At 62.9% G+C, this 22,009-nt stretch carries 18 protein-coding genes and 2 tRNA genes; 16 read left to right on the top strand and 4 right to left on the bottom strand.

Annotated elements, in window-relative coordinates:
- The first annotated feature begins 62 nt into the window (after window positions 1-62).
- The 13 genes from JGU71_RS27075 to JGU71_RS27020 all read left to right on the top strand — a co-directional run bounded on the left by JGU71_RS27075 (window position 63) and on the right by JGU71_RS27020 (window position 11,541).
- Window positions 63-635 (top strand): DUF721 family protein, encoded by a 573-nt coding sequence (locus JGU71_RS27075; RefSeq protein ID WP_199708201.1) that lies wholly within the window; start codon window positions 63-65, stop codon window positions 633-635.
- 99 nt (window positions 636-734) lie between these two features.
- On the top strand, window positions 735-1,631 hold the full coding sequence (locus tag JGU71_RS27070; RefSeq protein WP_199708199.1) for a metal-dependent hydrolase: 897 nt from the start codon (window positions 735-737) through the stop codon (window positions 1,629-1,631).
- On the top strand, window positions 1,631-2,761 hold the full coding sequence (locus JGU71_RS27065; protein WP_199708195.1) for a PDR/VanB family oxidoreductase: 1,131 nt from the start codon (window positions 1,631-1,633) through the stop codon (window positions 2,759-2,761). Before JGU71_RS27070 ends, JGU71_RS27065 begins: the two co-directional genes overlap by 1 nt.
- 45 nt (window positions 2,762-2,806) lie before the next feature.
- Entirely contained in the window at window positions 2,807-3,733 is a 927-nt protein-coding gene (locus JGU71_RS27060; RefSeq protein WP_199708192.1) for an alpha/beta fold hydrolase, read from the top strand.
- A gap of 228 nt (window positions 3,734-3,961) precedes the next feature.
- On the top strand, window positions 3,962-6,010 hold the full coding sequence (gene gyrB, locus JGU71_RS27055) for a DNA topoisomerase (ATP-hydrolyzing) subunit B (RefSeq protein WP_199708189.1): 2,049 nt from the start codon (window positions 3,962-3,964) through the stop codon (window positions 6,008-6,010).
- Window positions 6,011-6,051: 41 nt separating this feature from the next.
- The gene (gyrA, locus tag JGU71_RS27050) at window positions 6,052-8,565 is read left to right on the top strand and encodes a DNA gyrase subunit A (RefSeq protein WP_199708186.1); all 2,514 of its coding nucleotides are present in this window, start codon (window positions 6,052-6,054) and stop codon (window positions 8,563-8,565) included.
- On the top strand, window positions 8,562-9,770 hold the full coding sequence (locus JGU71_RS27045; protein WP_307829916.1) for a DUF3566 domain-containing protein: 1,209 nt from the start codon (window positions 8,562-8,564) through the stop codon (window positions 9,768-9,770). Before gyrA ends, JGU71_RS27045 begins: the two co-directional genes overlap by 4 nt.
- A gap of 114 nt (window positions 9,771-9,884) precedes the next feature.
- A tRNA-Ile gene (locus JGU71_RS27040) sits at window positions 9,885-9,958 on the top strand.
- A 30-nt stretch (window positions 9,959-9,988) separates the two neighbouring features.
- The gene (locus JGU71_RS30075) at window positions 9,989-10,099 is read left to right on the top strand and encodes a DLW-39 family protein (protein ID WP_233530165.1); all 111 of its coding nucleotides are present in this window, start codon (window positions 9,989-9,991) and stop codon (window positions 10,097-10,099) included.
- 45 nt (window positions 10,100-10,144) lie between these two features.
- Window positions 10,145-10,217: transfer RNA gene (locus JGU71_RS27035), tRNA-Ala, on the top strand.
- Between the two features lie 78 nt (window positions 10,218-10,295).
- A complete protein-coding gene (locus JGU71_RS27030; protein ID WP_199708183.1) occupies window positions 10,296-10,772 on the top strand; it encodes a MarR family winged helix-turn-helix transcriptional regulator in 477 nt (158 codons plus the stop codon).
- Between the two features lie 89 nt (window positions 10,773-10,861).
- Entirely contained in the window at window positions 10,862-11,182 is a 321-nt protein-coding gene (locus tag JGU71_RS27025) for a DMT family transporter (RefSeq protein WP_199708333.1), read from the top strand.
- The gene (locus JGU71_RS27020) at window positions 11,179-11,541 is read left to right on the top strand and encodes a DMT family transporter (protein ID WP_199708180.1); all 363 of its coding nucleotides are present in this window, start codon (window positions 11,179-11,181) and stop codon (window positions 11,539-11,541) included. Before JGU71_RS27025 ends, JGU71_RS27020 begins: the two co-directional genes overlap by 4 nt.
- A 55-nt stretch (window positions 11,542-11,596) precedes the next feature.
- Here the strand turns inward: JGU71_RS27020 and JGU71_RS27015 are convergent, their stop codons facing one another.
- Window positions 11,597-11,800: an excalibur calcium-binding domain-containing protein gene (locus JGU71_RS27015; protein WP_199708178.1), complete on the bottom strand. Its 204-nt coding sequence runs from the start codon at window positions 11,798-11,800 to the stop codon at window positions 11,597-11,599.
- Between the two features lie 115 nt (window positions 11,801-11,915).
- On the opposite strand from JGU71_RS27015, the gene JGU71_RS27010 reads away from it, so the two are divergent.
- Window positions 11,916-12,845: an acyl-CoA dehydrogenase family protein gene (locus tag JGU71_RS27010; protein ID WP_199708175.1), complete on the top strand. Its 930-nt coding sequence runs from the start codon at window positions 11,916-11,918 to the stop codon at window positions 12,843-12,845.
- A gap of 62 nt (window positions 12,846-12,907) precedes the next feature.
- Here the strand turns inward: JGU71_RS27010 and JGU71_RS27005 are convergent, their stop codons facing one another.
- On the bottom strand, window positions 12,908-14,419 hold the full coding sequence (locus JGU71_RS27005; RefSeq protein ID WP_199708172.1) for a flavin-containing monooxygenase: 1,512 nt from the start codon (window positions 14,417-14,419) through the stop codon (window positions 12,908-12,910).
- 193 nt (window positions 14,420-14,612) lie between these two features.
- On the opposite strand from JGU71_RS27005, the gene JGU71_RS27000 reads away from it, so the two are divergent.
- Window positions 14,613-16,115, top strand: a complete 1,503-nt coding sequence (locus JGU71_RS27000) for a multicopper oxidase family protein (protein WP_372433238.1) — start codon at window positions 14,613-14,615, stop codon at window positions 16,113-16,115.
- A 55-nt stretch (window positions 16,116-16,170) separates the two neighbouring features.
- On the opposite strand, the gene JGU71_RS26995 is transcribed toward JGU71_RS27000, so the two are convergent.
- Window positions 16,171-16,548 (bottom strand): nitroreductase family deazaflavin-dependent oxidoreductase, encoded by a 378-nt coding sequence (locus JGU71_RS26995; RefSeq protein WP_199708169.1) that lies wholly within the window; start codon window positions 16,546-16,548, stop codon window positions 16,171-16,173.
- Between the two features lie 112 nt (window positions 16,549-16,660).
- On the opposite strand from JGU71_RS26995, the gene ligA reads away from it, so the two are divergent.
- The gene (gene ligA, locus JGU71_RS26990; protein ID WP_199708166.1) at window positions 16,661-18,652 is read left to right on the top strand and encodes an NAD-dependent DNA ligase LigA; all 1,992 of its coding nucleotides are present in this window, start codon (window positions 16,661-16,663) and stop codon (window positions 18,650-18,652) included.
- A 62-nt stretch (window positions 18,653-18,714) separates the two neighbouring features.
- On the opposite strand, the gene JGU71_RS26985 is transcribed toward ligA, so the two are convergent.
- The gene (locus tag JGU71_RS26985; protein ID WP_199708164.1) at window positions 18,715-21,915 is read right to left on the bottom strand and encodes an AfsR/SARP family transcriptional regulator; all 3,201 of its coding nucleotides are present in this window, start codon (window positions 21,913-21,915) and stop codon (window positions 18,715-18,717) included.
- Window positions 21,916-22,009: the final 94 nt, after the last annotated feature.

The following is a 22,009-nucleotide window of genomic DNA, read 5'->3' as shown; positions in this document are numbered from 1 at the left end:
GTCTTTTCGGAGGTCGGAACCTCCAAAAGGACTCACGAGCGCGAAGCGCCTAAGGAGTGGGAATGGGATCGGATTCCGACGCTGGAACACCAGCCGAACCGACCGGTGACAAGCCGGAGTTGCGCGGTATCGACCTTGCACGCCGAGCCTTGGAGGATGCTCGTGCCGCCGCGAGGGCGAGCGGTAAGGCCGTCGGCCAGGGTCGGGCGTCGCCGAAGTCGGATCAGGGCCGATACCGACCTGGACGAAAGCGGGGCTGGTCCGGATCCGGACCCGACGATCGCGATCCCCAAGCTTTCGGCTCGTTGACCGGATCGATAGCAAAATCTCGCGGCTGGTCGGGCAAGGTTGCCGAGGGAACCGTGTTCGGTCGATGGCCGCAGGTGGTCGGGGAGGACATTGCATCGCATGCGGAGCCGACGACCTTGAAGGACGGTGTCCTCAGCATCGCTGCCGAGTCGACTGCGTGGGCTACGCAGCTCCGGATGATGCAGGGGCAGATCCTTGCGAAGATCAATGCCGCGGTCGGGCACGGGTCGGTGACGTCGTTGCGGATCACGGGACCGGTTGCGCCGAGTTGGCGCAAAGGTGAGCGTCACGTGAAGGGTCGAGGTCCCCGCGATACCTACGGCTGAGCCGCAAGATGCGGTTGACCAGCGGTTTGTCGGCCACTAGCAGTAAGCGCTACTCCCTGTTACATTTAGTTTTCACTGATTGTCTAGGGAGTAGTAGAAATGTCAACGGAGACACTTCACGTTGTGGAACCCGAAAATCTGGTGCTGCAACCACGCCAGGTCGCGTTCGACTGGGCGAATGTGCCGATGCACTACATCCCGGGAGACCCCGTCGCGACCCACACGATCAACGTGCTTCACCTGCTGCTTCCCGAGGGTGAAGACTGGTTCGTCGCAACGTTCAAAGAGGCACTGCCCTTCATCGACGACGAAAAACTGCGCGACGACGTCATCGGATTCATCGGACAGGAGTCGATGCATTCCGGCGCACACACCGGTGTACTCGATCACCTGGCGAGCAATGGAATCGATCCCACGCCGTTCACGGACCAGCTGCACTGGCTGTTCGACAAACTGCTCGGTCCGCGTCCCATCACGGGACTCAAAGAGCAGAACTACCTGGTCGAACGCCTCGCGCTGATTGCCGCGATCGAACACATCACCGCATTCCTCGGTGACTGGGTCCTCAATGCCGAAGGACTCGATCGCGCCGACATGCATCCGACGATGATCGATCTGCTGCGCTGGCACGGAGCCGAAGAGGTCGAGCATCGAGCCGTCGCCTACGACGTGCTGATGTATTTCGACAAGCGCTACATCCGCCGTGCGCGGACGCAGGCTCTGGTCATTCCGGTGATCGTCTACCTGTGGGTTCGTGGTGTGCGATTCCTGATGGCGAACGATCCGGCGCTCGCACCGCAGAGCAAGCACCGGCGCAAACCGCACTGGTCCGATTACTTCCATGCTGCTCGTCGCGGCGTGCTGCCGAACCCGGCCACGTTGCTGCTGCGTATGTCGACCTACTTTCTGCCCGGCTATCACCCGAGCAAGGAAGGGTCCACTGCCCAGGCAGTGGCATATCTGGCCAGTTCACCTGCCGCACGAGCGGCGAGCTGATGACCCTCCTCGACAACGTCCCCAGGATCCGCCCCTCGAAGAAGCGCTATCGCGTCAGTGATGCGCCGCCGGCAGATCTCCGCGGCAAGCCACGCGCCGATCGGGTCTTCACCGTCGCGGGCAAGCTCATCGAGCGCGTATACATCGCCCGAATAGAACGCACCGACTACGACCGCGCGGATGCAGGCCACAATCCGAATTCGGCGATGCAACTGGTGCTGCGGGATCGTGTCGTCGTCGCGTCCGACGAGAACGTCGTTCAGTTGAGTTTCGGAAAAGCCGACGGCAGCGATGTACCGCCATGGCAACCAGGCTGCCATCTCGATTTCCACCTGCCGTCCGGTAAACGTCGGCAGTACTCCATCTGCGGCGACCCGACCGACCGCAGTGTCTATACGATCGCGGTCCGGCGGATCGCCGATGGTGGTGGCGGATCGATCGAGATGCACGAACTCGAAGCCGGGTCGCAGGTCACGGTTCGCGGCCCGCGCAACGGTTTTCCCCTGATCGGGACCGGTAGTGCGCTGTTCATCGCGGGAGGTATCGGAATCACTCCGATCATTGCGATGGTTCGTACAGCTCGGGAACTTGGCATGGATTGGCGTTTCGTCTATTCCGGTCGATCACGCGAGTCGATGCCGTTCCTCGACGAGATCGAGTCGTGGGATCCCTACCGGGTGTTTGTGCGTCCCGACGACGAGTACGGCATACCGACCGCGTCTGAGCTCCTGTCGATGGCACCGGAAGGTGGCGCGGTCTATATGTGCGGACCGACGCCGATGCTCGATGCCGTGCGTCGTGAGTTCGATGAAACCCCTTCGGCCGCATTGCATTACGAGCGATTTTCGGCTCCTACGGTCGAAGGTGGAACGCCGTTCGAAGTGCAGTTGGTCAGTAGCGGCGAGGTACTCGAGGTGCCCGCGGACGAAACCGCACTGGCTGTGATCCGCAGGCAGATGCCGACTGTCGGCTATTCCTGCCAGCAAGGCTTCTGTGGAACGTGCCGGGTGAAGGTGCTGCACGGGCAGCCCGAACATCGCGAAAACCGGCTCACTGCCGAAGAGAAACAGAACGAGATGTTGATCTGTGTGTCGCGAGCAGACGGTGGACGACTCGTCCTCGATCTCTGAGACATACCAAAACTGTTACGCACCAATTGATTTGGAGAACAGCCAATGGCACCGAAGATTTCCACGGAAGTGACGCGACGTTTCGTCTCCAACGGCAACATCGAAATCGCTGTGTTCGAACAGGGCAATCCGAAGGGTGAAACGCTCCTGCTCGTGCACGGCTGGCCGGATACTCACGAACTGTGGGACCACGTCGCGCCGCACCTGCTCGAGAAGTATCGCGTCGTGTCGTTCGACAATCGAGGTGCAGGCGAAAGCACGATCCCGACCAAGGTCGACGACTTTCGGATCGAAGAGCTCGCCACCGATGTTTTTGCCGTGATCGACGCGGTCAGCCCGCGCAAGCCTGTGCATCTTCTCGCGCACGACTGGGGTGGCGTCGTCGGCTGGGAAGTTGTCAGTACCCCCGGCGCAGACAAGAGGGTTGCTTCGTTCACCTGTGTTTCCGGACCGAACCTGGATCTGCTCGGTCAGCTCGTCCGTAAATGCCTGTCGAATCCGACGCCGAGCAACCTCGCGAAGATCGGAACGCAACTGTTGGCGTCGTCGTACACCTTCGCGTTTATGGTTCCGGGTCTGTCGGAGCCTGCCTTGAAGTTTCTTTCAGGTCGCTGGCCAGCCTTTATCGGCCTCTTCGACGGGTTCGACACCACGTCTGTCACGACTGCACCGACACTGCGCAACGACATGCTCGTCAACCAGAAGCTCTATCGCGCCAACATCCGGAGCCGGCTGTGGAGTCCGGACCTCCGACGTGTGAGCGTTCCGGTGCAGTTGATCGTCGGTACCGGCGATCGCGCGGTGCGTCCGCTGGTCTACGAAGACGTCGAATCGATCACCGGCATCCTCGTTCGGCGCGAGATCGATTCCGGGCACTGGTCGCCGATATCGCATGCCGAAACGCTCGCGGAGTTCACAACCGGGTTTGTGGACAGTCTCGCCACAAAACGGTCATCGAGGGTTACGCCGTAGGGTTTCACCCAAGAATTGTCGAGTTAATCGATTCTCGACGGTCTCAGGGGTGTCATAGGCGCACTGTAGCCTGCGCGTACCAGTAAGATGTAGGAGTAACTGGCGGCGATATCGCCGACGCACGTTCGACAACGCCGATCGGGCGGCGCTTTCCCTGTGAAAGTTCGCCTCGAAAGGCTCTGGGGGAGCGGTGCGTCGGAATCTTGGAAGAAGGAGTGCTACCGACCCGTGGCTGCGCAAAGTTCGAGCAAGGGCAAATCAGAGTCCACGGCGAAGGATTACGGTGCTTCTTCCATCACCGTTCTCGAAGGCCTCGAGGCGGTTCGTAAACGGCCAGGTATGTACATCGGTTCGACCGGTGAACGTGGCCTCCATCATCTGATCTGGGAGGTCGTCGACAACTCGGTCGACGAGGCCATGGCGGGTCACGCGACCAAGGTCGAGGTCACCTTGCTCGCCGACGGTGGCGTCCAGGTCATCGACGACGGTCGTGGTATTCCGGTCGCAATGCACTCCTCGGGTGTGCCGACGATCGAGGTCGTCATGACCCAGCTGCACGCAGGCGGCAAGTTCGACTCCGATTCCTACGCGGTATCCGGTGGTCTGCACGGCGTCGGCATTTCGGTGGTGAACGCGCTGTCGAAGCGGCTCGAGGTCGAAATCGATCGCGACGGTTTTCACTGGACGCAGGAGTACAAGGACGCGAAGCCTGGCACCCTCGTCAAGGGCGCACCCACACGTAAGACCGGAACGACGACCCGGTTCTGGGCCGACCCGGACATCTTCGAAACCACCACGTACAACTTCGAGACGGTCTCGCGCCGCCTGCAGGAGATGGCGTTCCTGAACAAGGGCCTGACCATCACCTTCACCGACGAGCGGGTCGCCGATGACGATGTCGTCGAAGAGCACGTCAGTGATACCGCCGATGCGCCGAAGTCGCACGACGAGGAAGAAAAGGTCGCAGCAGCACCTGTGCACAAGGTGAAGACGCGCACCTACCACTATCCGGGTGGCCTCGAGGACTACGTCAAGCACATCAACCGGTCCAAGTCACCGATCCACAACTCGGTGGTCGGCTTCACCGCCAAGGGCATCGGTCACGAACTCGAACTGGCGATGCAGTGGAATTCCGGTTACTCGGAATCGGTCCACACATTCGCCAACACGATCAACACCCATGAGGGTGGCACTCACGAAGAGGGCTTCCGCGCTGCGCTGACCAATGTCGTCAACAAGTACGCGCGCGACAAGAAGCTGCTGAAGGAGAAGGAGACCAACCTCACCGGTGACGACATCCGCGAGGGTCTCGCTGCGATCGTGAGCGTCCGGGTCGGCGAGCCGCAGTTCGAGGGTCAGACGAAGACCAAGCTCGGCAACACCGAGGTCAAGTCGTTCGTACAGAAGTCGTGCAACGAACACATCGCGCACTGGTTCGAGTCCAATCCCGCCGATGCCAAGACGATCGTGAACAAAGCGGTCTCGTCGGCACAGGCACGGATGGCTGCTCGGAAAGCACGCGAACTCGTTCGCCGTAAGAGCGCGACCGACCTCGGTGGTCTGCCTGGCAAGCTCGCCGACTGCCGTTCCAACGATCCGAGCAAGTCCGAGATCTACATCGTGGAGGGCGACTCCGCCGGCGGTTCCGCCAAGTCGGGTCGCGACTCGATGTATCAGGCGATCCTGCCGCTGCGCGGAAAGATCATCAACGTCGAGAAGGCACGTATCGACCGCGTCCTCAAGAACAACGAGGTCCAGTCGATCATTACCGCCTTCGGTACCGGCATCCACGACGAGTTCGATATCGCGAAACTGCGCTATCACAAGATCGTCCTGATGGCCGACGCCGATGTCGACGGCCAGCACATCGCAACGCTGCTGCTCACGCTGCTTTTCCGCTTCATGCGGCCGCTGGTCGAGCACGGTCACGTCTATCTCGCGCAGCCGCCGCTGTACAAGCTGAAGTGGCAGCGGAGCGACCCCGAGTTCGCCTACTCCGACCGCGAGCGTGACGGTCTGATGAAGGCAGGCCTCGAGGCAGGCAAGAAGATCAACAAGGACGACGGCGTGCAGCGCTACAAGGGCCTCGGCGAGATGAACGCGAAAGAGCTGTGGGAAACCACGATGGATCCCTCGGTTCGCGTTCTGCGCTTGGTCACCCTCGACGACGCCGCTTCTGCGGACGAATTGTTTTCCATCCTGATGGGCGAGGACGTCGAAGCCCGCCGCAGTTTCATCACCCGAAATGCCAAGGACGTTCGTTTCCTCGACGTCTAGGCACCTGCGAGTAGCGGCCTTCTTCTACCGAAAGTGAGCACATGACCGACACCACGTTGCCGCCGTCAGGCGGCGCCGGGGACCGCATCGAACCTGTCGACATCCAGCAGGAGATGCAGAACAGCTACATCGACTACGCCATGAGCGTCATCGTCGGGCGTGCACTGCCCGACGTGCGTGACGGTCTCAAGCCGGTTCACCGTCGTGTGCTCTACGCGATGTACGACAACGGTTACCGCCCCGATCGCGGCTATGTGAAGTCGGCCCGACCCGTCGCCGAGACGATGGGTAACTATCACCCCCACGGCGATGCGTCGATCTACGACACGTTGGTCCGTATGGCGCAGCCGTGGTCGCTGCGGTACCCGCTGGTCGACGGTCAGGGCAACTTCGGTTCCCGCGGCAACGACGGGGCTGCCGCGATGCGCTACACAGAGTGCCGCCTCACTCCGCTTGCGATGGAGATGTTGCGCGAAATCGACCATGAGACAGTCGATTTCGTTCCCAACTACGATGGCCGCACGCAAGAGCCGACGGTTCTCCCCAGCCGCGTCCCCAACCTGTTGATGAACGGCAGTGGCGGCATCGCGGTCGGTATGGCGACGAACATTCCGCCGCACAACCTGCCGGAACTCGCCAACGCGATCTACTGGGCGCTCGAGAACTACGAGGCCGACGAAGAAGCGACGCTCGCAGCCTGCATGGAGTACGTGAAGGGTCCCGACTTCCCGACCTACGGCTTGATCGTCGGCGGCCAGGGCATTCACGACGCCTACACAACGGGACGCGGTTCGGTCCGGATGCGTGGTGTCGTCGAGATCGAAGAAGACGCCAAGGGTCGCACCACGATCGTCATGACCGAGTTGCCGTACCAGGTGAACCCGGACAACCTGATCACGTCCATCGCCGAGCAGGTCCGCGACGGCAAGATCTCCGGAATCTCCGACATTCACGACGAGTCGTCGGACCGTGCCGGCATGCGCATCGTCGTCACGATCAAACGTGACGCCGTCGCAAAGGTTGTACTGAACAACCTCTACAAGCACACCCAGCTGCAAACCAGCTTCGGTGTGAACATGCTGTCCATCGTCGACGGTGTGCCGCGCACACTCCGCCTCGACCAGATGATCCGCCTGTACGTCACTCATCAGCTCGAAGTGATCGTCCGGCGGACCAAGTACCTGCTCCGTAAGGCCGAGGAACGCGCACATATCTTGCGCGGACTCGTCAAGGCGCTCGATGCGCTCGACGAAGTGATCGCGTTGATCCGGCGGTCGCAGACCACCGAGATTGCGCGCGTCGGGTTGATGGAACTGCTCGACGTCGACGAGATCCAGGCAACCGCCATCCTCGACATGCAGTTGCGTCGACTTGCTGCTCTCGAGCGGCAGAAGATCGTCGATCAGTTGGCGGAGATCGAGCTCGAGATCACCGACCTCAAGGACATTCTCGCCAGGCCGGAACGGCAGCGGAAGATCGTCCACGACGAGCTCGCCGAGATCGTCGAGAAGTACGGCGACGACCGCCGGACCCGGATCATCGCCGCAGACGGTGACGTCGCCGACGAAGATCTGATCGCCCGCGAAGATGTGGTCGTCACGATCACCGAAACCGGCTACGCGAAGCGGACCAAGACCGACCTCTACCGCTCGCAGAAGCGCGGCGGCAAGGGTGTGCAAGGTGCCGGCCTCAAGCAGGACGACATCGTCAAGCACTTCTTCGTCAGCTCCACGCACGACTGGATTCTGTTCTTCACCACGAAGGGTCGGGTCTACCGGGCGAAGGCCTACGAGCTGCCCGAGGCAAGCCGGACCGCACGTGGTCAGCATGTCGCGAACCTCCTCGCATTCCAGCCGGACGAGCGCATCGCACAGGTCATTCAGCTCAAGACCTATGAAGACGCGCCCTACTTGGTCCTCGCCACCCGCGCGGGTCTGGTGAAGAAGTCGAAGTTGACCGACTTCGACTCCAACCGCAGCGGCGGCATCGTCGCGGTGAATCTGCGTGGTGAAGACGAACTGGTCGGAGCGTCGCTGTGTTCTGCGGACGACGATCTGCTGCTTGTCTCGGCGTTGGGTCAGTCGATCCGCTTCTCCGCGACCGACGAGGCGCTACGTCCGATGGGTCGCGCGACCTCCGGTGTTCAGGGCATGCGTTTCAACGGCGAAGATCAGTTGCTGTCGCTCAACGTCGTGCAGGAGGGTATGTATCTTCTCGTCGCCACCAACGGCGGCTACGCGAAGAGAACGCCGATGGACGACTACCCTGTGCAGGGTCGTGGCGGCAAGGGCGTCCTCACGATTCAGTACGACAAACGGCGTGGCACTCTGGTCGGAGCGCTTATCGTGAACGACGACGACGAGCTCTACGCGATAACCTCGGGCGGCGGAGTTATTCGCACTGCTGCCAAGCAGGTTCGCAAGGCAGGCCGACAGACCAAGGGTGTGCGACTGATGAATCTCGGCGAAGGGGATACCTTGCTCGCGATTGCCCGCAACGCCGATGAGCCGGACGAGGTTCCGGCCGCCACAGACGGAGCCAAGGAGCCCAAGTGAGTACTCCTGACCATCCCGACGATCCGCGCGGACCCGGCGAGCCTCGCCGATCCGAGCCTGTGAACGGTCCCGCTGCGGGACCTCTGCCGCAGCGGGGGGCACAGGATCGTGTTGCCCCTGAATCTGTGACCGAACGGGTACGGCAGCCGTTGCAGCCGCGTCCGCTGCCGCGGCCGATTCCGTCGAATCCGCAGCAGCAGCCGCCGACTCAGGCGATGCCTGCCGTCGATCAGCAGCGGACGACAACGCCTCCGCCGGTGTCTTCAGGCTCGAATCAGCAGGGTCAGCAACCGAAGTTGCCGACACGTCAGCCACTCGTTCCGCAGCCGAACAATCAGCAGCCGAATGCGGGCCAGCCGGTCTCGCGTCCCGCGGACACGACGCAGGTGCGGCCCGCGAACTTCGAGCCGCCGCAACATCAGGGTCCGCCGACCCGCGGCGGTCGGCCGGTTCCGGAACAGCGTCAAGACGGCAAGAACGTCGATCCGTCTGCTGTGACCGCAAAGGTGCAGAACGGGCACAACCACTCGTCGACACCGCCGTGGCAGCGCGCTCCCCAGCGTGAGCCGCAGTCGAACCTCAACCGTCCCGGTGAGGCACCGGTTGTCGGTAGGCCGCCTGTCGGTGCTCCACAGGTGGGACGCGAACAGGTCGAGGAAGCGAAGTCGCAGCGCAAGGAAGCGGCTAAGGCGAAGTCGGACGCGATCGACGGTCCGACCCGGAGCATCGCGCGGCCCGAGCTTGCCAAGGACATGCCGGACCTGTCCGAGGTGCGTCATCCGCTTCCGCAGGAGGCGAGTGCCCCGGCGTTGCAGACTGCGGGTGCTGCGGTCGCCGTTGGTGACGGCACACCGTTGCGTGCGACGGTCCAGCTTCGCCGAATCGATCCCTGGTCGACACTCAAGGTCACGCTGGTCATCTCGGTTGCGCTGTTCTTCATCTGGATGGTTGCGGTCGGCCTGCTCTACATCGTGCTCGCTGGCATGGGTGTCTGGGATCGGCTCAACAACGCGTTCACCGATATCGTGTCCGATTCCAGCTCCGACGGACTTGTCAGTGCGGGCCAGATCTTCGGCTACGCGGCGGGTATCGGGCTGATCAATGTGGTGCTTTTCACTGCGTTGGCCACGATCGGATCGTTTATCTACAACCAATGCTCGGATCTGGTCGGCGGTATCGAGGTCACGCTGGCCGATCCGGACTAGATCCGGGTTGATTCCGGTCACGGGGAACTCGGCCGTTTTGGTTATCGCCGGTCCCGTACGGTAATCTCGTGCCTCGGTCCAGGGTGGGATTTTTACCCGGGTTCCGAGGTTCACGGGCCTATAGCTCAGGCGGTTAGAGCGCTTCGCTGATAACGAAGAGGTCGGAGGTTCAAGTCCTCCTAGGCCCACTACCGAGACGAGAAGTTAGGGTGGAAGACATGAAACTTCTTCTGCTCCTAGGTGTCACGGTGGCTGTGTTGTTCGGACTCACCAAGCTGCGTTCCAAGCAGAGCGGTGCGGATGTCTGGCACGAAGCCACGCAGCACTGACCGATCGACTCGGGCCGGTAAGTACAAGTCAATATCGACCCGTTCGGGGCCTTAGCTCAGTTGGTAGAGCGCTGCCTTTGCAAGGCAGATGTCAGGAGTTCGAATCTCCTAGGCTCCACAGTTCGCAACAGCAAGTAGCCCGCTCCCGATTGGGGGCGGGCTCTCTTGTTGGTCGACCTCCTGCTAGCTTATATGTATGTACATGAATCGATCGGAGTCCGGCGAAGCTGCCGGAGACTTGTTCGATGACTGGGTCCAACTCGCGTCGTTCGTAGCCTCGGTCGATACCAGCCTCGGGAAGTGGTTGACGGATCACCACAGACTCGTCCTTACCGAGTACCGCGCCTTGCGTCAGCTCGATTCGATGCCGGACAAAGAGCTGAGGATCAACGACCTTGCCCACCGGATCGGCCTGAATCAGAGTTCGGTGACTCGCCTGTTGGTTCGACTCGAGACGCGAGGGCTCACCCGTCGTGACACCTGTTCCGAGGATGGGCGCGGTGTCTACGCGGTCATCACTGCCGAGGGCGAAGCTCTCGTGGCGCAAGCGCGCGAACCGTTTCGAAATCACCTCGACCGGACTCTGCAGCGATTGCACGAGTTGTACCCCGCGCTCGACGCACTGCCTATCGGTCGAGCTCTAGCGGACCTCGACAGCCCCGACGACACCTGACGCGTTGCGGCATCGACAGCTGCGAGATACGCCGACTCCTGCCTCGCTTTATATGTATGCACGTACAACTAGAAACCGAGAGAGTGACAATGAACTGGGTATATCTGGCTATTGCAGTCATCTTCGAGATCGCAGTCGCGATATCGGCCGGAAAAGCAGCCGGCTTCACGAACCCACGATGGACGATTGCCACCCTCGCAAGCGGTGGCATCGCTACCTACTTCCTCAGTCGCGCATTGCTCACCTTCGATGTCGGTGTCGGCTACGCGATGTGGACTTCGATTGCCGGTGTCGGAATCGTCCTGCTGGGCACGCTGCTGTTCAACCAGCGACTCGACTGGCGTAAAGCGATCGGCATCGCCATCGTCATCGGAGGAGTCGCCGGCCTCCAACTCAGCGGTGTTGCGTGAGCAGCACTGCGGAACGGACCAGCGAAGCCCGAGCCTGGATCGTTCTTCTCTTGGCCGGAGTCTTCGAAGTCGGCTACGCCCTGTCAGTGGGGGGAAGCCGCGGCTTCACCGTGCTGACCTGGTCGCTCGTGGCGATCGTCTTCTTCCTGCTCACCCTCTTCGCCCTCAGCGTAGCCCTGAAGTCGATCGAGGTCGGGATCGGATACGCAGTTTGGGCAGGAATCGGCGCCGTCGGTGCCGCGCTACTCGGACCAGTCTTCTTCGATGAAACACTCACCGCCGCAAAAGGCTTCTGGCTCGCGGTTGTCATCGTCGGAGTGATCTGGCTGAAACTCGCTGACCGTACGAAGGATGCGTGATGTGGGTCCAGGAGTCTCTACTGGTCCGGCAAGTGCGGGCTTTCTGTTCGGCTGACTATTCGCAGGCGACGCCATCGTCGTCGCGGTCGAGGTGCGCGGCATAACCCGGGTCTCCTCGATGCAAGGGAGTCACGCCGGCCTCGCGAGCTTCGGTGCAATTTTTGTAATCGGGCTCCGGCGCAGCGGATGCGATCGTGGGTGAAGCGAGGGTGAGCATTGCTGCGCCGAGGAAGCTTGCGCAGACGAGGCGAACGACCATGTCTTTCTCGATTCGTGCGGGTAGTAAGCGAGTGGTAACCCACAATTTCTACTCTCAAATTGCTCAGGTGTCCTGAGTAGTCTGCTACCTGACCGTCCACGCTACGGTCAGCCACGTGAACAGGCTTCTCGAATACGTCCTGACGACGTCACCGGAACCTGCACCGACAACGTCGGTCGACGACTCCTGGCAGCGACAACTCGAGCTTGCGGATCGATTTCCGCGACAGATCGACAGGGCCGCCGCCGCTGGATTCGGCGCCGACCGCCTCGGGTACGCATTTCTCTCCGGTTATCAAGCAGCGCTGCACACGATGCTTCGCGACGTTGCTCAGGACAAGACGATCTCGCTGTGCGCCACCGAGGCGGGCGGAGGTCATCCAGCGGCAATCCGGACCGCGTTGAGGCAGGACGGCGTCGACCGTTGGTCCCTTTCCGGCACCAAGTCCTTTGTGACGCTCGGGACACGCGCTGACATTCTGGTCGTCATCGCGGGTGTCGGCGAGGACACGTCGGGGCGGAACAGTCTCCGGGCAGTGACGTTCGAGAACGGGCGAGCAGGCGCCCAGGTTACGGACCTTCCCGCGATGCCGTTCGCGCCGGAAATTGGGCACGCATCGCTGGAGCTGTCAGATGTGATGATTAGACCCGACGATCTGCTCCCCGGTGATGCCTACGTCAACTACCTCGAGCCGTTTCGCACGATCGAAGACCTTCATGTGCTCGCGGCCGGATGTGGAATGCTCGTCCAGGTTGCCAGGCGATCGAACTGGCCGGCATCGGTGGTGGAGCGAATTCTGGTGTTGCTCACAGCCATCCAAGCGATTGCGGCCGCCTCACCTGCAGCGGCGTCGACTCATGCCGCGCTCGGCGGGGTGTTCGGCGCATTCACGACGCTGATCGACGAGCTCGGCGACCACTGGGCGGCCGTCGATGCCGAGACGCGGTCGCTGTGGGAGCGGGACCGACCGATTCTCGGGATCGCCGGATCTGCGCGGGCGAAGCGACGCGAGGTTGCGTGGCGGACCTTCGGCCTCGCCCTGTAGCCGGCACGACAGCGGCCGAAGGTTTCACGGGAAACCTTCGGCCGTCGGATCGTGGATGTCGATCAGGCGTACGTATAGTCCTCCAATGGGAAGCGGCTCGCCTCGCGGAGGGCGTTGAGGGTGGAGGTGGGTCGCAGAATCGCTGCCTCACCGTGCTGGTTGAAGTAGTAGCTACGCGAGGTCTGGCAGTTGCCGTTGTAGAAGACCGAGTCGTCGAGCTTCTCGGTGCAGCGATCCAGGAACTCGTCGTTTGCGTCCTGCTTCACCTCGAAAGTCGTTGCGCCGCGTCGTTTGGATTCGGAAAGCAAACGGTCCATGTGCTTCATCTGCGACTCGATCGTCGTGAAGTACGACAGTCCGCTGTAGGAATACGGGCTGGCAAGCGTCATGAAGTTCGGGAAATGCGGAACGCTGATCCCCTCGTAGGCCTGGAAACGGTTGTCGCGCCACCATTTTCCGAGGTTGCGTCCGTCGCGGCCGAGGATCTCGATGGCCGGGAAATTCACGTCCCACAGATTGAAGCCCGTCGCCAAGATCAGCGTGTCGATCTCGGTGCGGTTGCCGTCGGTCGTCACGATTGCGTTGGGTTCGATGTGATCGATCGAAGTGGTCTCCAGCCGGACATGGTCCTTGTTGAACGCTGAGAGATATTCGTTGGAGAACGACGGGCGCTTGCAGCCGAAGGAGTAGTCCGGAGTCAGTTCCTCGCGGGTCTTCTTGTCGCGGACCTGCGCCCGTAGCTGTGCGCGAGCGATCAACTCGGCGCCCTTGTTGAAGATCTTCGCCTGCCGATAGTGCAGCACGCCGGCGACCATGATCGCCTCGAGAACGCCCGAATTGACGACGCGGGCGACTTTCTGAGTAGCCGGTGCCTTGTCGAACAGTCGCTGCACGACACCGGGAATCGGGAGGTCGACCTTCGGCACCAGCCAGATCGGGGTGCGCTGGTAGACAGTCAGCTCGCGGACCTTGTCAGCCACGCGCGGAACGAGCTGGACCGCCGTCGCGCCGGTGCCGATGATCGCCGCGCGCCGATCGGTCAGGTCGTAGGTGTCGTCCCACTTCGTCGTATGAATGACCTTGCCCTCGAACGTATCGATTCCCGCGATGTCCGGCGTCTTCGGCTGGGACAGAAAGCCGGTCGCCGTAAGCAGGTACCGAGCCGTGATCGACGGACCGTCCTCGACGTTGACGACCCAGTACTGCTCGTCTTCGTCCCAGCGTGAGCCGGTGACGGACGTGTTGAACCGCATGTAGCGACGCAGGTTGTACTTGTCAGCGACGTGTTCGGCGTACCGCTTGAGCTCGGCACCAGGCGCGAACATCCGCGACCAGTAGGGATTCGGCTCGAAGGAGTACGAGTACGTGACCGACGCGATGTCGACAGCCAAGCCGGGGTAGTGGTTGACGTGCCAGGTGCCACCGAGGTCGTCTTCGCGCTCGAGGATGACGAGATTGTCGAGGCCGAGCCGGTTCAACTGGATCGCGGCGCCGATACCACCGAACCCTGCGCCGACTATCACTGCGTCGAATTCCGGGTCGTGTTGTGGGTCGTGTTGTGGGTGCACAGTCATAAGTGCGGAGACCTCCTCGTCTCTGGCGGCGGACTCCGTGCCCGAACGCCATTTCAAATACCATTGGTACCCGAAACTCGGTGTAACGGCAATATCCGTTTCCCGCCGTCACACCATCTCGGGGTATTCCCTGACCTCGAAATGGGTCGCTGCCTGGATGTATGTGCACGGCGAAGACGCCAGGCTCGGATGCATGACGAAACAGCGACCGACCTGGATCCGCATGCTGGTCGCTGCAATCGTGCTCGCGATGACACTCGCCACCGCAGCCGTCGCCGTCACGGCGTACACCTGGACGATCGCGCGGGTAGACACAGTCGGGAGGGTCGACTTCGAGAAGCCGCTCCAGCTACCGCCCCTCGCGGCGTCGACGGTCGGACCAGACGGGGTCCGCAGCTTCGACCTGGACATGCAGAGCGGAACCTCCGACCTCGGCCATGGACCGGATACCGAGACGTGGGGTGTCAACGGCTCCTACCTCGGGCCGACGATCAGAGCGAAGCGTGGTGAGAAGGTTCGCATGAATGTCAGCAACCGTCTCGGCGTCACGAGCACGCTGCACTGGCACGGAATGCATCTCCCTGCCGCGATGGACGGTGGACCGCACCAACTCGTCGAACCAGGGACGACGTGGTCACCGCAGTGGACCGTGGACCAGCCAGCGGCAACGCTGTGGTACCACCCGCACATGCACGGCGAGACAGCAGACCACGTCTATCGCGGTATCGCCGGGATGTTCCTGATCGACGACGCGAACGGTCCCGCATTGCCGGACCGCTATGGCGTCGACGACATCCCGGTGATCGTGCAGGACAAGAAGTTCAACGGCGAGAGCCTCGACGCCTCGTCGGCGATCTTCAACGACACGGGTGTGCTCGGAGACGAGATCATGGTCAACGGAACGCCGGGACCCTATCTGGACGTGACGACCGAGCGGGTCCGGCTGCGTCTGCTCAACGCGTCCAACGCTCGTGTGTACAACTTCGGATTTTCCGACGACCAGGACTTCCAGCTGATCGGCACCGACGGTGGCCTACTTGCGAAACCGGTTGCGATGCAGAACCTTCGGCTCTCACCCGGCGCGCGGGCTGAGATCGTGGTCGCACTGTCACCGGATACGACGACGGTCCTGCGCAGCACACCGCCCGACCTCGGTGCCGGCTTCTGGAACGATCGATTCGCTGGCGGTGCTGATTCCTTCGACATCCTGCAACTGCGGGCAGCCTCGACGCTTGCGTCCAATGCCGTTGTTCCCGAAATACTTTCGACCCTGCCGGACCTCGGTGACCCGACGGTCACCAGGCGGTTCGATTTGACGAGTTCGACGTCGCTGAACAACAAGTCGATGGACACGAACAGAATCGACGAGGTCGTCACGGTCGGAACCACCGAGGTGTGGGAAGTGCACAACAGCAGCGGACAGGTCCACAACTTCCACGTCCATGACGTTCAGTTCCAGGTGCTCGACACCGATGATCCGTCGCTGGCTGGACGCAAGGACACGGTCTACATAGCGCCGAATGAGACCCGACGGCTACTGATGCGCTTCACCGACTTCACCGACCCATCGATGCCGTACATGTTTCATTGCCATCTGCTGCGACACGAGGACCAGGGTTTGATGGGGCAGTTCGTCGTGGTGGCGCCGGGGGAGACGGCAGCGTCGAGCGCGCCACACCATGCGGGGCATGGCTGAGTTCGATTCGGCTAGCGCCGGGGTGGCACCGTTTTTGGATCGTCGGGATGACCGACTACACGCGCTCGCCAAGCGTGGTGACGAGCGTCGAGGTCGCGGCCCGGGTATAGACGCCGGCGATGCCCTTCGCGGTTATCTCCGCCGCAGGGACGACCCGCGGGTCGACGAGCCTGTAGCGCTTGCCACCCCGCTGGATCTCGCCGCCACCGGCAGCGAGCAGGTTCTTGACCCACTGGCTCTGCGGACCGTAGAGCATCGGGATCGCAAAACCTTCCGGTGTCTTGAAGCCCATGATCGGCGTCTTGAACGCGCGGCCCGAGGACCGTCCCGTGTGATGCACGACCGCCCACGGCGGGATCAGCCACGCCCAGAGGCCCTGAAGACGGTTGGTGACGTACTTGTTGAAGCTCGCGATCGCACGAGGCAGCTGCATGACGGCCAACGCTACTGCGTGACGGGGACTTCTGCTGTGAAGCGCCGGGCCCATGGTGTGCTGGGGACTGGGCGAATATTGCTGTCAGTGGGCATCTGTAACGTCCGGTGTTGTGGAAACAGGGGAACACGCTCAGGAGCTCGCGGACCGCATCGTGGCGCTGCGTGAGGCCTACTACCAGGGTTCGCCGCTGGTCGCGGACGCCGAGTACGACGCGATCGAGGACGAGCTACGTGGCCTTCTCGAAGCGCACCCCAACATCGCGCTAGACCCGAATCCGCTGGAGCAGGTCGGCGCGCCCGCAGAGCTGCACTCTCCGGTTCGGCATTCACGTCCGATGCTGTCACTGGAGAAGGCGACCAAGCCCGAGCAGGTTGTGGCGTTCTTCAACCGCTTTCCCGGGCAGTCGGTGGTGGTCATGCCGAAGCTCGACGGTTTGTCCTTGGCCCTGGTTTTCGAGGACGGGCGCCTCGTGCGTGCGGTCACCCGTGGTGATGGCACGACGGGTGACGACGTGACCGTGCTGGTGCGTGCCCTGGTCGACGGCGTTCCCGAACGGATCGACATCGCTGGGCGGGTGGAGGTGCGTGGCGAGGCGGTGATGCTGCGGTCGACCTTCGCCACTTACAACAAGGCGAATCCGGACAAGCCGCTGATCAATCCGCGCAACGCCGCGGCGGGCACGCTGCGGGCGAAGGACCCGGCGACAGTCGCCGAGCGACGCTTGCAGTTCTTCGGCTTCGACTTGGATACCTCGGCCGATGCTGCCGCAGTCGACCTGGAAGAGGGGCTGCAAGCTCTCGGTATCGCGGGTGCGCAGATGCAGCACTGCACCGACGCCGAGCAGGCGCAGGCCGCGATCACCGCGATCGAGCAGGGCCGTAACGCGCTGAACTACGACCTCGACGGTGCGGTGCTGCGGTTGGCTGATCGGGAGGCCTATGCGGCGGCCGGGACACGGTCGAGTTCGCCGCGTGGCGCGTTGGCGTTCAAGTTCGCCGCCGAAGAGAAGACCACGTTGCTGCGCGAGGTGATCTGGGACGTCGGCAAGACAGGCAAGATCGTCCCGGTTGCGTGGCTGGAGCCGGTGTTCGTTGGTGGTACGACTGTCACAAAGGCGACGCTGGCCAACCAAGAAGTCATCCGCGCCCGAGACATCAAAATCGGGGACACGGTGCTGGTACGCCGCGCCGGCGACGTAATCCCTTTCGTGGCAGGCGTTCTCGACGCCGCAAAACGCACGGGTGAGGAGCGTGATATCGAGCCGCCTACCGTGTGCCCTTCGTGCGAACAGCCGGTGACCGAGCAGGGCAACAGCCGAGAACTGTTCTGCACCAACGTCGCCTGCCCCGCACAGACGGTCCGCAGGCTCATCCACTGGGCGTCGCGCGCCGCAGCGGATATCGATGCGATAGGGCAGGTGTGGATCGAACGCCTGGCCGACGCGGGCATCCTCGAAAGCCCTTCGGACTTCTACACACTGACGAAGGAACGCTTGCTCGAGTTCGACCGCATGGGAGAGGTCTCGGCCCAGCGCATGATCGACTCGATCGATGCGAGCCGTCAGGTAGGCCTGCGGCGCGCCCTGATCGGCCTCGCAATTCCGATGGCGTCCGACGGCACTGCCGCGCGTCTGGCCCGAGCGGGATTCGGCTCTCTCGAAGAGATCGCCGACGCGGGACAGGAACGGCTCGTCGCAGTGGACGACATCGGCGCGAAGGTCGCCGCCTCCCTCGTTGCACACCTGGCACGCCTGCGCCCGGAACTCGAAAAGCTGCGCGCGGCAGGCGTGTCCCTGGACGTACGCGAAGAGGATCTACCGCCGGTCATTGCAGCAGGCGCACCGCTGGAAGGCAAGACTGTGGTGATCACCGGCGCTATCAGTGACCCGCGGTCCGGCGAAAAAGTCGCTCGCCCAACGTTTCAACGCCTCTGTGAGCAGGCGGGTGCGACGGCAGCTTCCTCGGTTTCGGCCAACACGGACCTGCTCATCACCGGTGCAGGGGTGGGCGACAGCAAACTGGCCAAAGCCGAGAAGCTCGGCGTCGAGGTCATCGACCAGGGCGAGATCTGGGACCTGCTGATCGCCGCGAAGGTCGTCTAGATCTCGGCGCACCCGCGTAGGTGTGTCTCGGGGGTCCGACGGCTGGACCACATGCTTCCCGACTATCGACGCAGCTCGGCTGTTGAGGCCCGAGTGTTGTGGCCGGCGGCGACGATCGCTGCAAGCTCATCTGTCGCGAGTATGCGTCCGGCCTCGATCAGGGTGTCGATTTCCGACCTGTCCCGCGCACGAGTTAGTCGCTCGAGGATGCGGTCCAGGTCGACTTGCTCCGTCGGTGCCGTCGGCAGGCCAACCGTCGCGCGATGAGCGTCGGCCGCCCCGAGCAGGTGGGCCGCGACGGTGTAGTCGGCCGCGACCGATGCTGCGCCCGCAAGCCCTTCGAGCGAATAAGCGATATCGCGGGGCGCTGCGAAGTCGACCGACATTCGGTAGGCGTCCGCGTGGAACCGCCATGCCGTGTCGGCGTCACCACGTAGTTCCGCGACGAAGCCGAGTTCGCAGAGGATATTCGGAAGGTACAGCGGTGGACCGGTTTCTGGATCTGGGGGACTGAAGTCGATGATCGATTGCAGTGTCTGCTCGGCGCGATCGAGATCTCCGGCCTTGCGGGTCGAGAAGCCGAGACCCATCAGGGCAAACACCTGGCCCGCTATCGACCCCTGTTCGGCAGCCAACTTCAACGCCTGCTCGCAGTACTCGATGGCTGGCCCGAAATCACTGCGCTGCATGGCAATCCAGCCGAGCCAGGACAGATGACCCGACACCTCCGGCCACAGCTCGAGCTCCTCGGCGATGTGTAAACCGTCGCTGTGCAGGGCGGTGGCCCGATCGAGGTCGCCGACGAGTTCGGCATGACCGCCGAGCCACCCAGTTGCTTGCAGCTTTCCCCAGCGATCACCGGACGCCGCGAACAACTCGGCGCTCAGCTCACTGCTGCTACGCAGTGCGTCGATATCGCTGCCGAGGTGCGCGATCTTGGCCTTGACGATGTGCACGGCTGCGATACCCCAGCGGTCGTCGACTGCCGTGAAAGCTGGCAGCGCCTGATCCAACAGCACTTCGACAGCCTCGACATCGCCGAGGTCCAGGGCGGTGTAGGCGAGAAACCACTGGGCACGTGCTTTGGTGTGCTGGTCTGATATGAGTTGTAAAGCGTTGTCACGCAATGTGTCCCGATCGGTCCCAACGCCGGAGACGAAGCCGAACCCGGTGTCCCAGGTGAGCACCTGGCCACGCAGCTCGGGAGACGCATCCACGCCGGCGGCGAGGGCGGCCGCGAACGAACGCCGTGCTTCTGCAAGACGTCCCCGCAGAAACCAGTACCACCCGAGCGCATCGGTCAGACGCAGTGCGCTGACACCGTCACCGGAGGCCACCGCATCGTCGAACGCCGCGCGTAGGTTCGCCGACTCCGCGTCGAGTCGACGCAACCAGCGTTTCTGCTCGGCGCTGTAGAGATGCGGGCGGGCCTGTTCGGCGAACTCCAGGTAGTACGCATGATGGCGCGTTCGGGTGTCGACCTCCTCGCCGGCATCACGCAATCGTGGAACACAATATGCGGCAATGGATTCCAGCAGTCGATAGCGTGGTTCGCTGCCGCCGTGTACGACGGTGACGAGCGAGCGGTCGACCAGACGGACCAGTAGATCGGGCACGGCATCGCGATCGACATCGACTCCGCTGCATACGATCTCGGCCGCAGCGAGGGTTGCGCCGTCGGCGTGGACGGCGAGTCTGCGCAGTACCGCCTGCTCGTCGGCCTCCAGCAGATCCCAACTCCAGTCGATCATCGCGGTCAACGTCTGTTGCCGTGGTGGGGCACCGCGGTAACCGGTTGCGAGCAGACGAAAACGATCGTCGAGGCGCGCAACCATCTCGTGCACGCCGAGTGCCCGGACGCGAGTCGCTGCCAATTCCAGTGCAAGCGGAATGCCGTCCAACCGCGCGCACAACACGTTCACAGGTCCGGTCGTCTCGTCGTCGAGTGTGAAATCACGTGCGGACGCGCTCGCCCGCGTCGCGAAAAGAGCTACGGCACTGTCACGTTCGAGCGGCGCGACGCCGAAGACGTACTCACCGACCAAGCCGAGTGGTTCGCGGCTCGTCGCGATGATGCGCACCCCGGCGGCCGCGCTGAGCAGACTGTCCGCCAGATCGGCTGCCGCATCGATCAGGTGCTCGCAATTGTCCAGCACGACAAGCACATTCTGATCGTGCAGCGCTGCACCGAGACGTGCGATCGGGTCGGTCTGCTCGCCCCCATCGCGAATCCCGAGGGTCTGCGCAACGACATCGGCGAGGTCGGTCGTCGAGACGCGCTCGAAACCGGCCAACTCGATGAGCCACGCACCGTCCGCGGGGGACTTCGAGTGAGCCGCGGCGATTGCAAGGCGAGTCTTGCCGACCCCACCGGGACCCGTGAGTGTGACCAACCGTTGGGTGTCGAGGGCGTCGGCGAGCTCGGCGAGCGCCGCATCGCGGCCGATCAGATCGGTAAGCGGCGCAGGCAGATTCGACGGTCGCACGTGTCGCACCGGAGCTGCGACCGTAGGAGTCAGGGCAGGGTCCTGAGCAAGGATCGCGCGCTGCAGCGCAACGAGTTCGGCACCCGGATCGAGTCCGAGTTCGTCGGCAAGAGCGTTCCGATGCTGATCGAAGCTGTCGAGGGCATCGCTCTGGCGGCCTGCCCCGTACAGCGCGTGCATGTGGGCACCACGCAGGCGTTCCCGCAGCGGGTTGCGCGTCACCAGGTCGGTGAGGTCGCCGACCAGCTGCGCGTGCTGACCGAGCGCCAGCCGTGCCTGCGCCAGATCCTCACATGCGACCAGTCGCTGTTCTTCGAGCTTGGCGATCGTCGCCTGCGTGAACGGTTCGTCGGCGAAGTCGGCAAAGGCAGCACCACGCCACAGGTCCAACGCTTCGGACAGCAGCGCGGCTGTTCGTGCGGGGTCGGCGGCCGCGTGCGCAGCCGTCGTCAGTTCCACGAAGCGAAGCGCGTCCACATCGGCCTTCGCGACGTCGAGCCGATAGCCGGGCGGCGGCGACACCACCAGTGTGCGCGCCCCCGGCTCGGCATCTTCCAGCGCGCGTCGTAGCTGGGAAGCCTTGGCGGACAACGTGCCGGGTGCGTTGCCCGGCGGCGCTTCACCCCAGATGTCGTCGATCAGCCGGTCCGCCGACACCGGGCGTCCTGCATGGACAAGGAGATCCGCCAACAACGCGCGGACCTTCACGCCCGAGACGACAACCGACTCACCGGCATCTGTCCATGCCGCTACAGGTCCCAAGATTCCGAATCGCATCGGCGCAAGCCTAACTATGCCGACGACAACGGACCGTAAACAAAGCGTAAGCCGCCCCGAGCAGAGTGATCCACAACGCAGGAACAAGCCACTC

The sequence above is a fragment of the Antrihabitans stalagmiti genome (assembly GCF_016482825.1).
In the GTDB taxonomy this organism is placed as follows: domain Bacteria; phylum Actinomycetota; class Actinomycetes; order Mycobacteriales; family Mycobacteriaceae; genus Antrihabitans; species Antrihabitans stalagmiti.
Note: the sequence above shows the minus strand (reverse complement) of the source record. Positions and strands in the feature narration are given on the sequence as shown.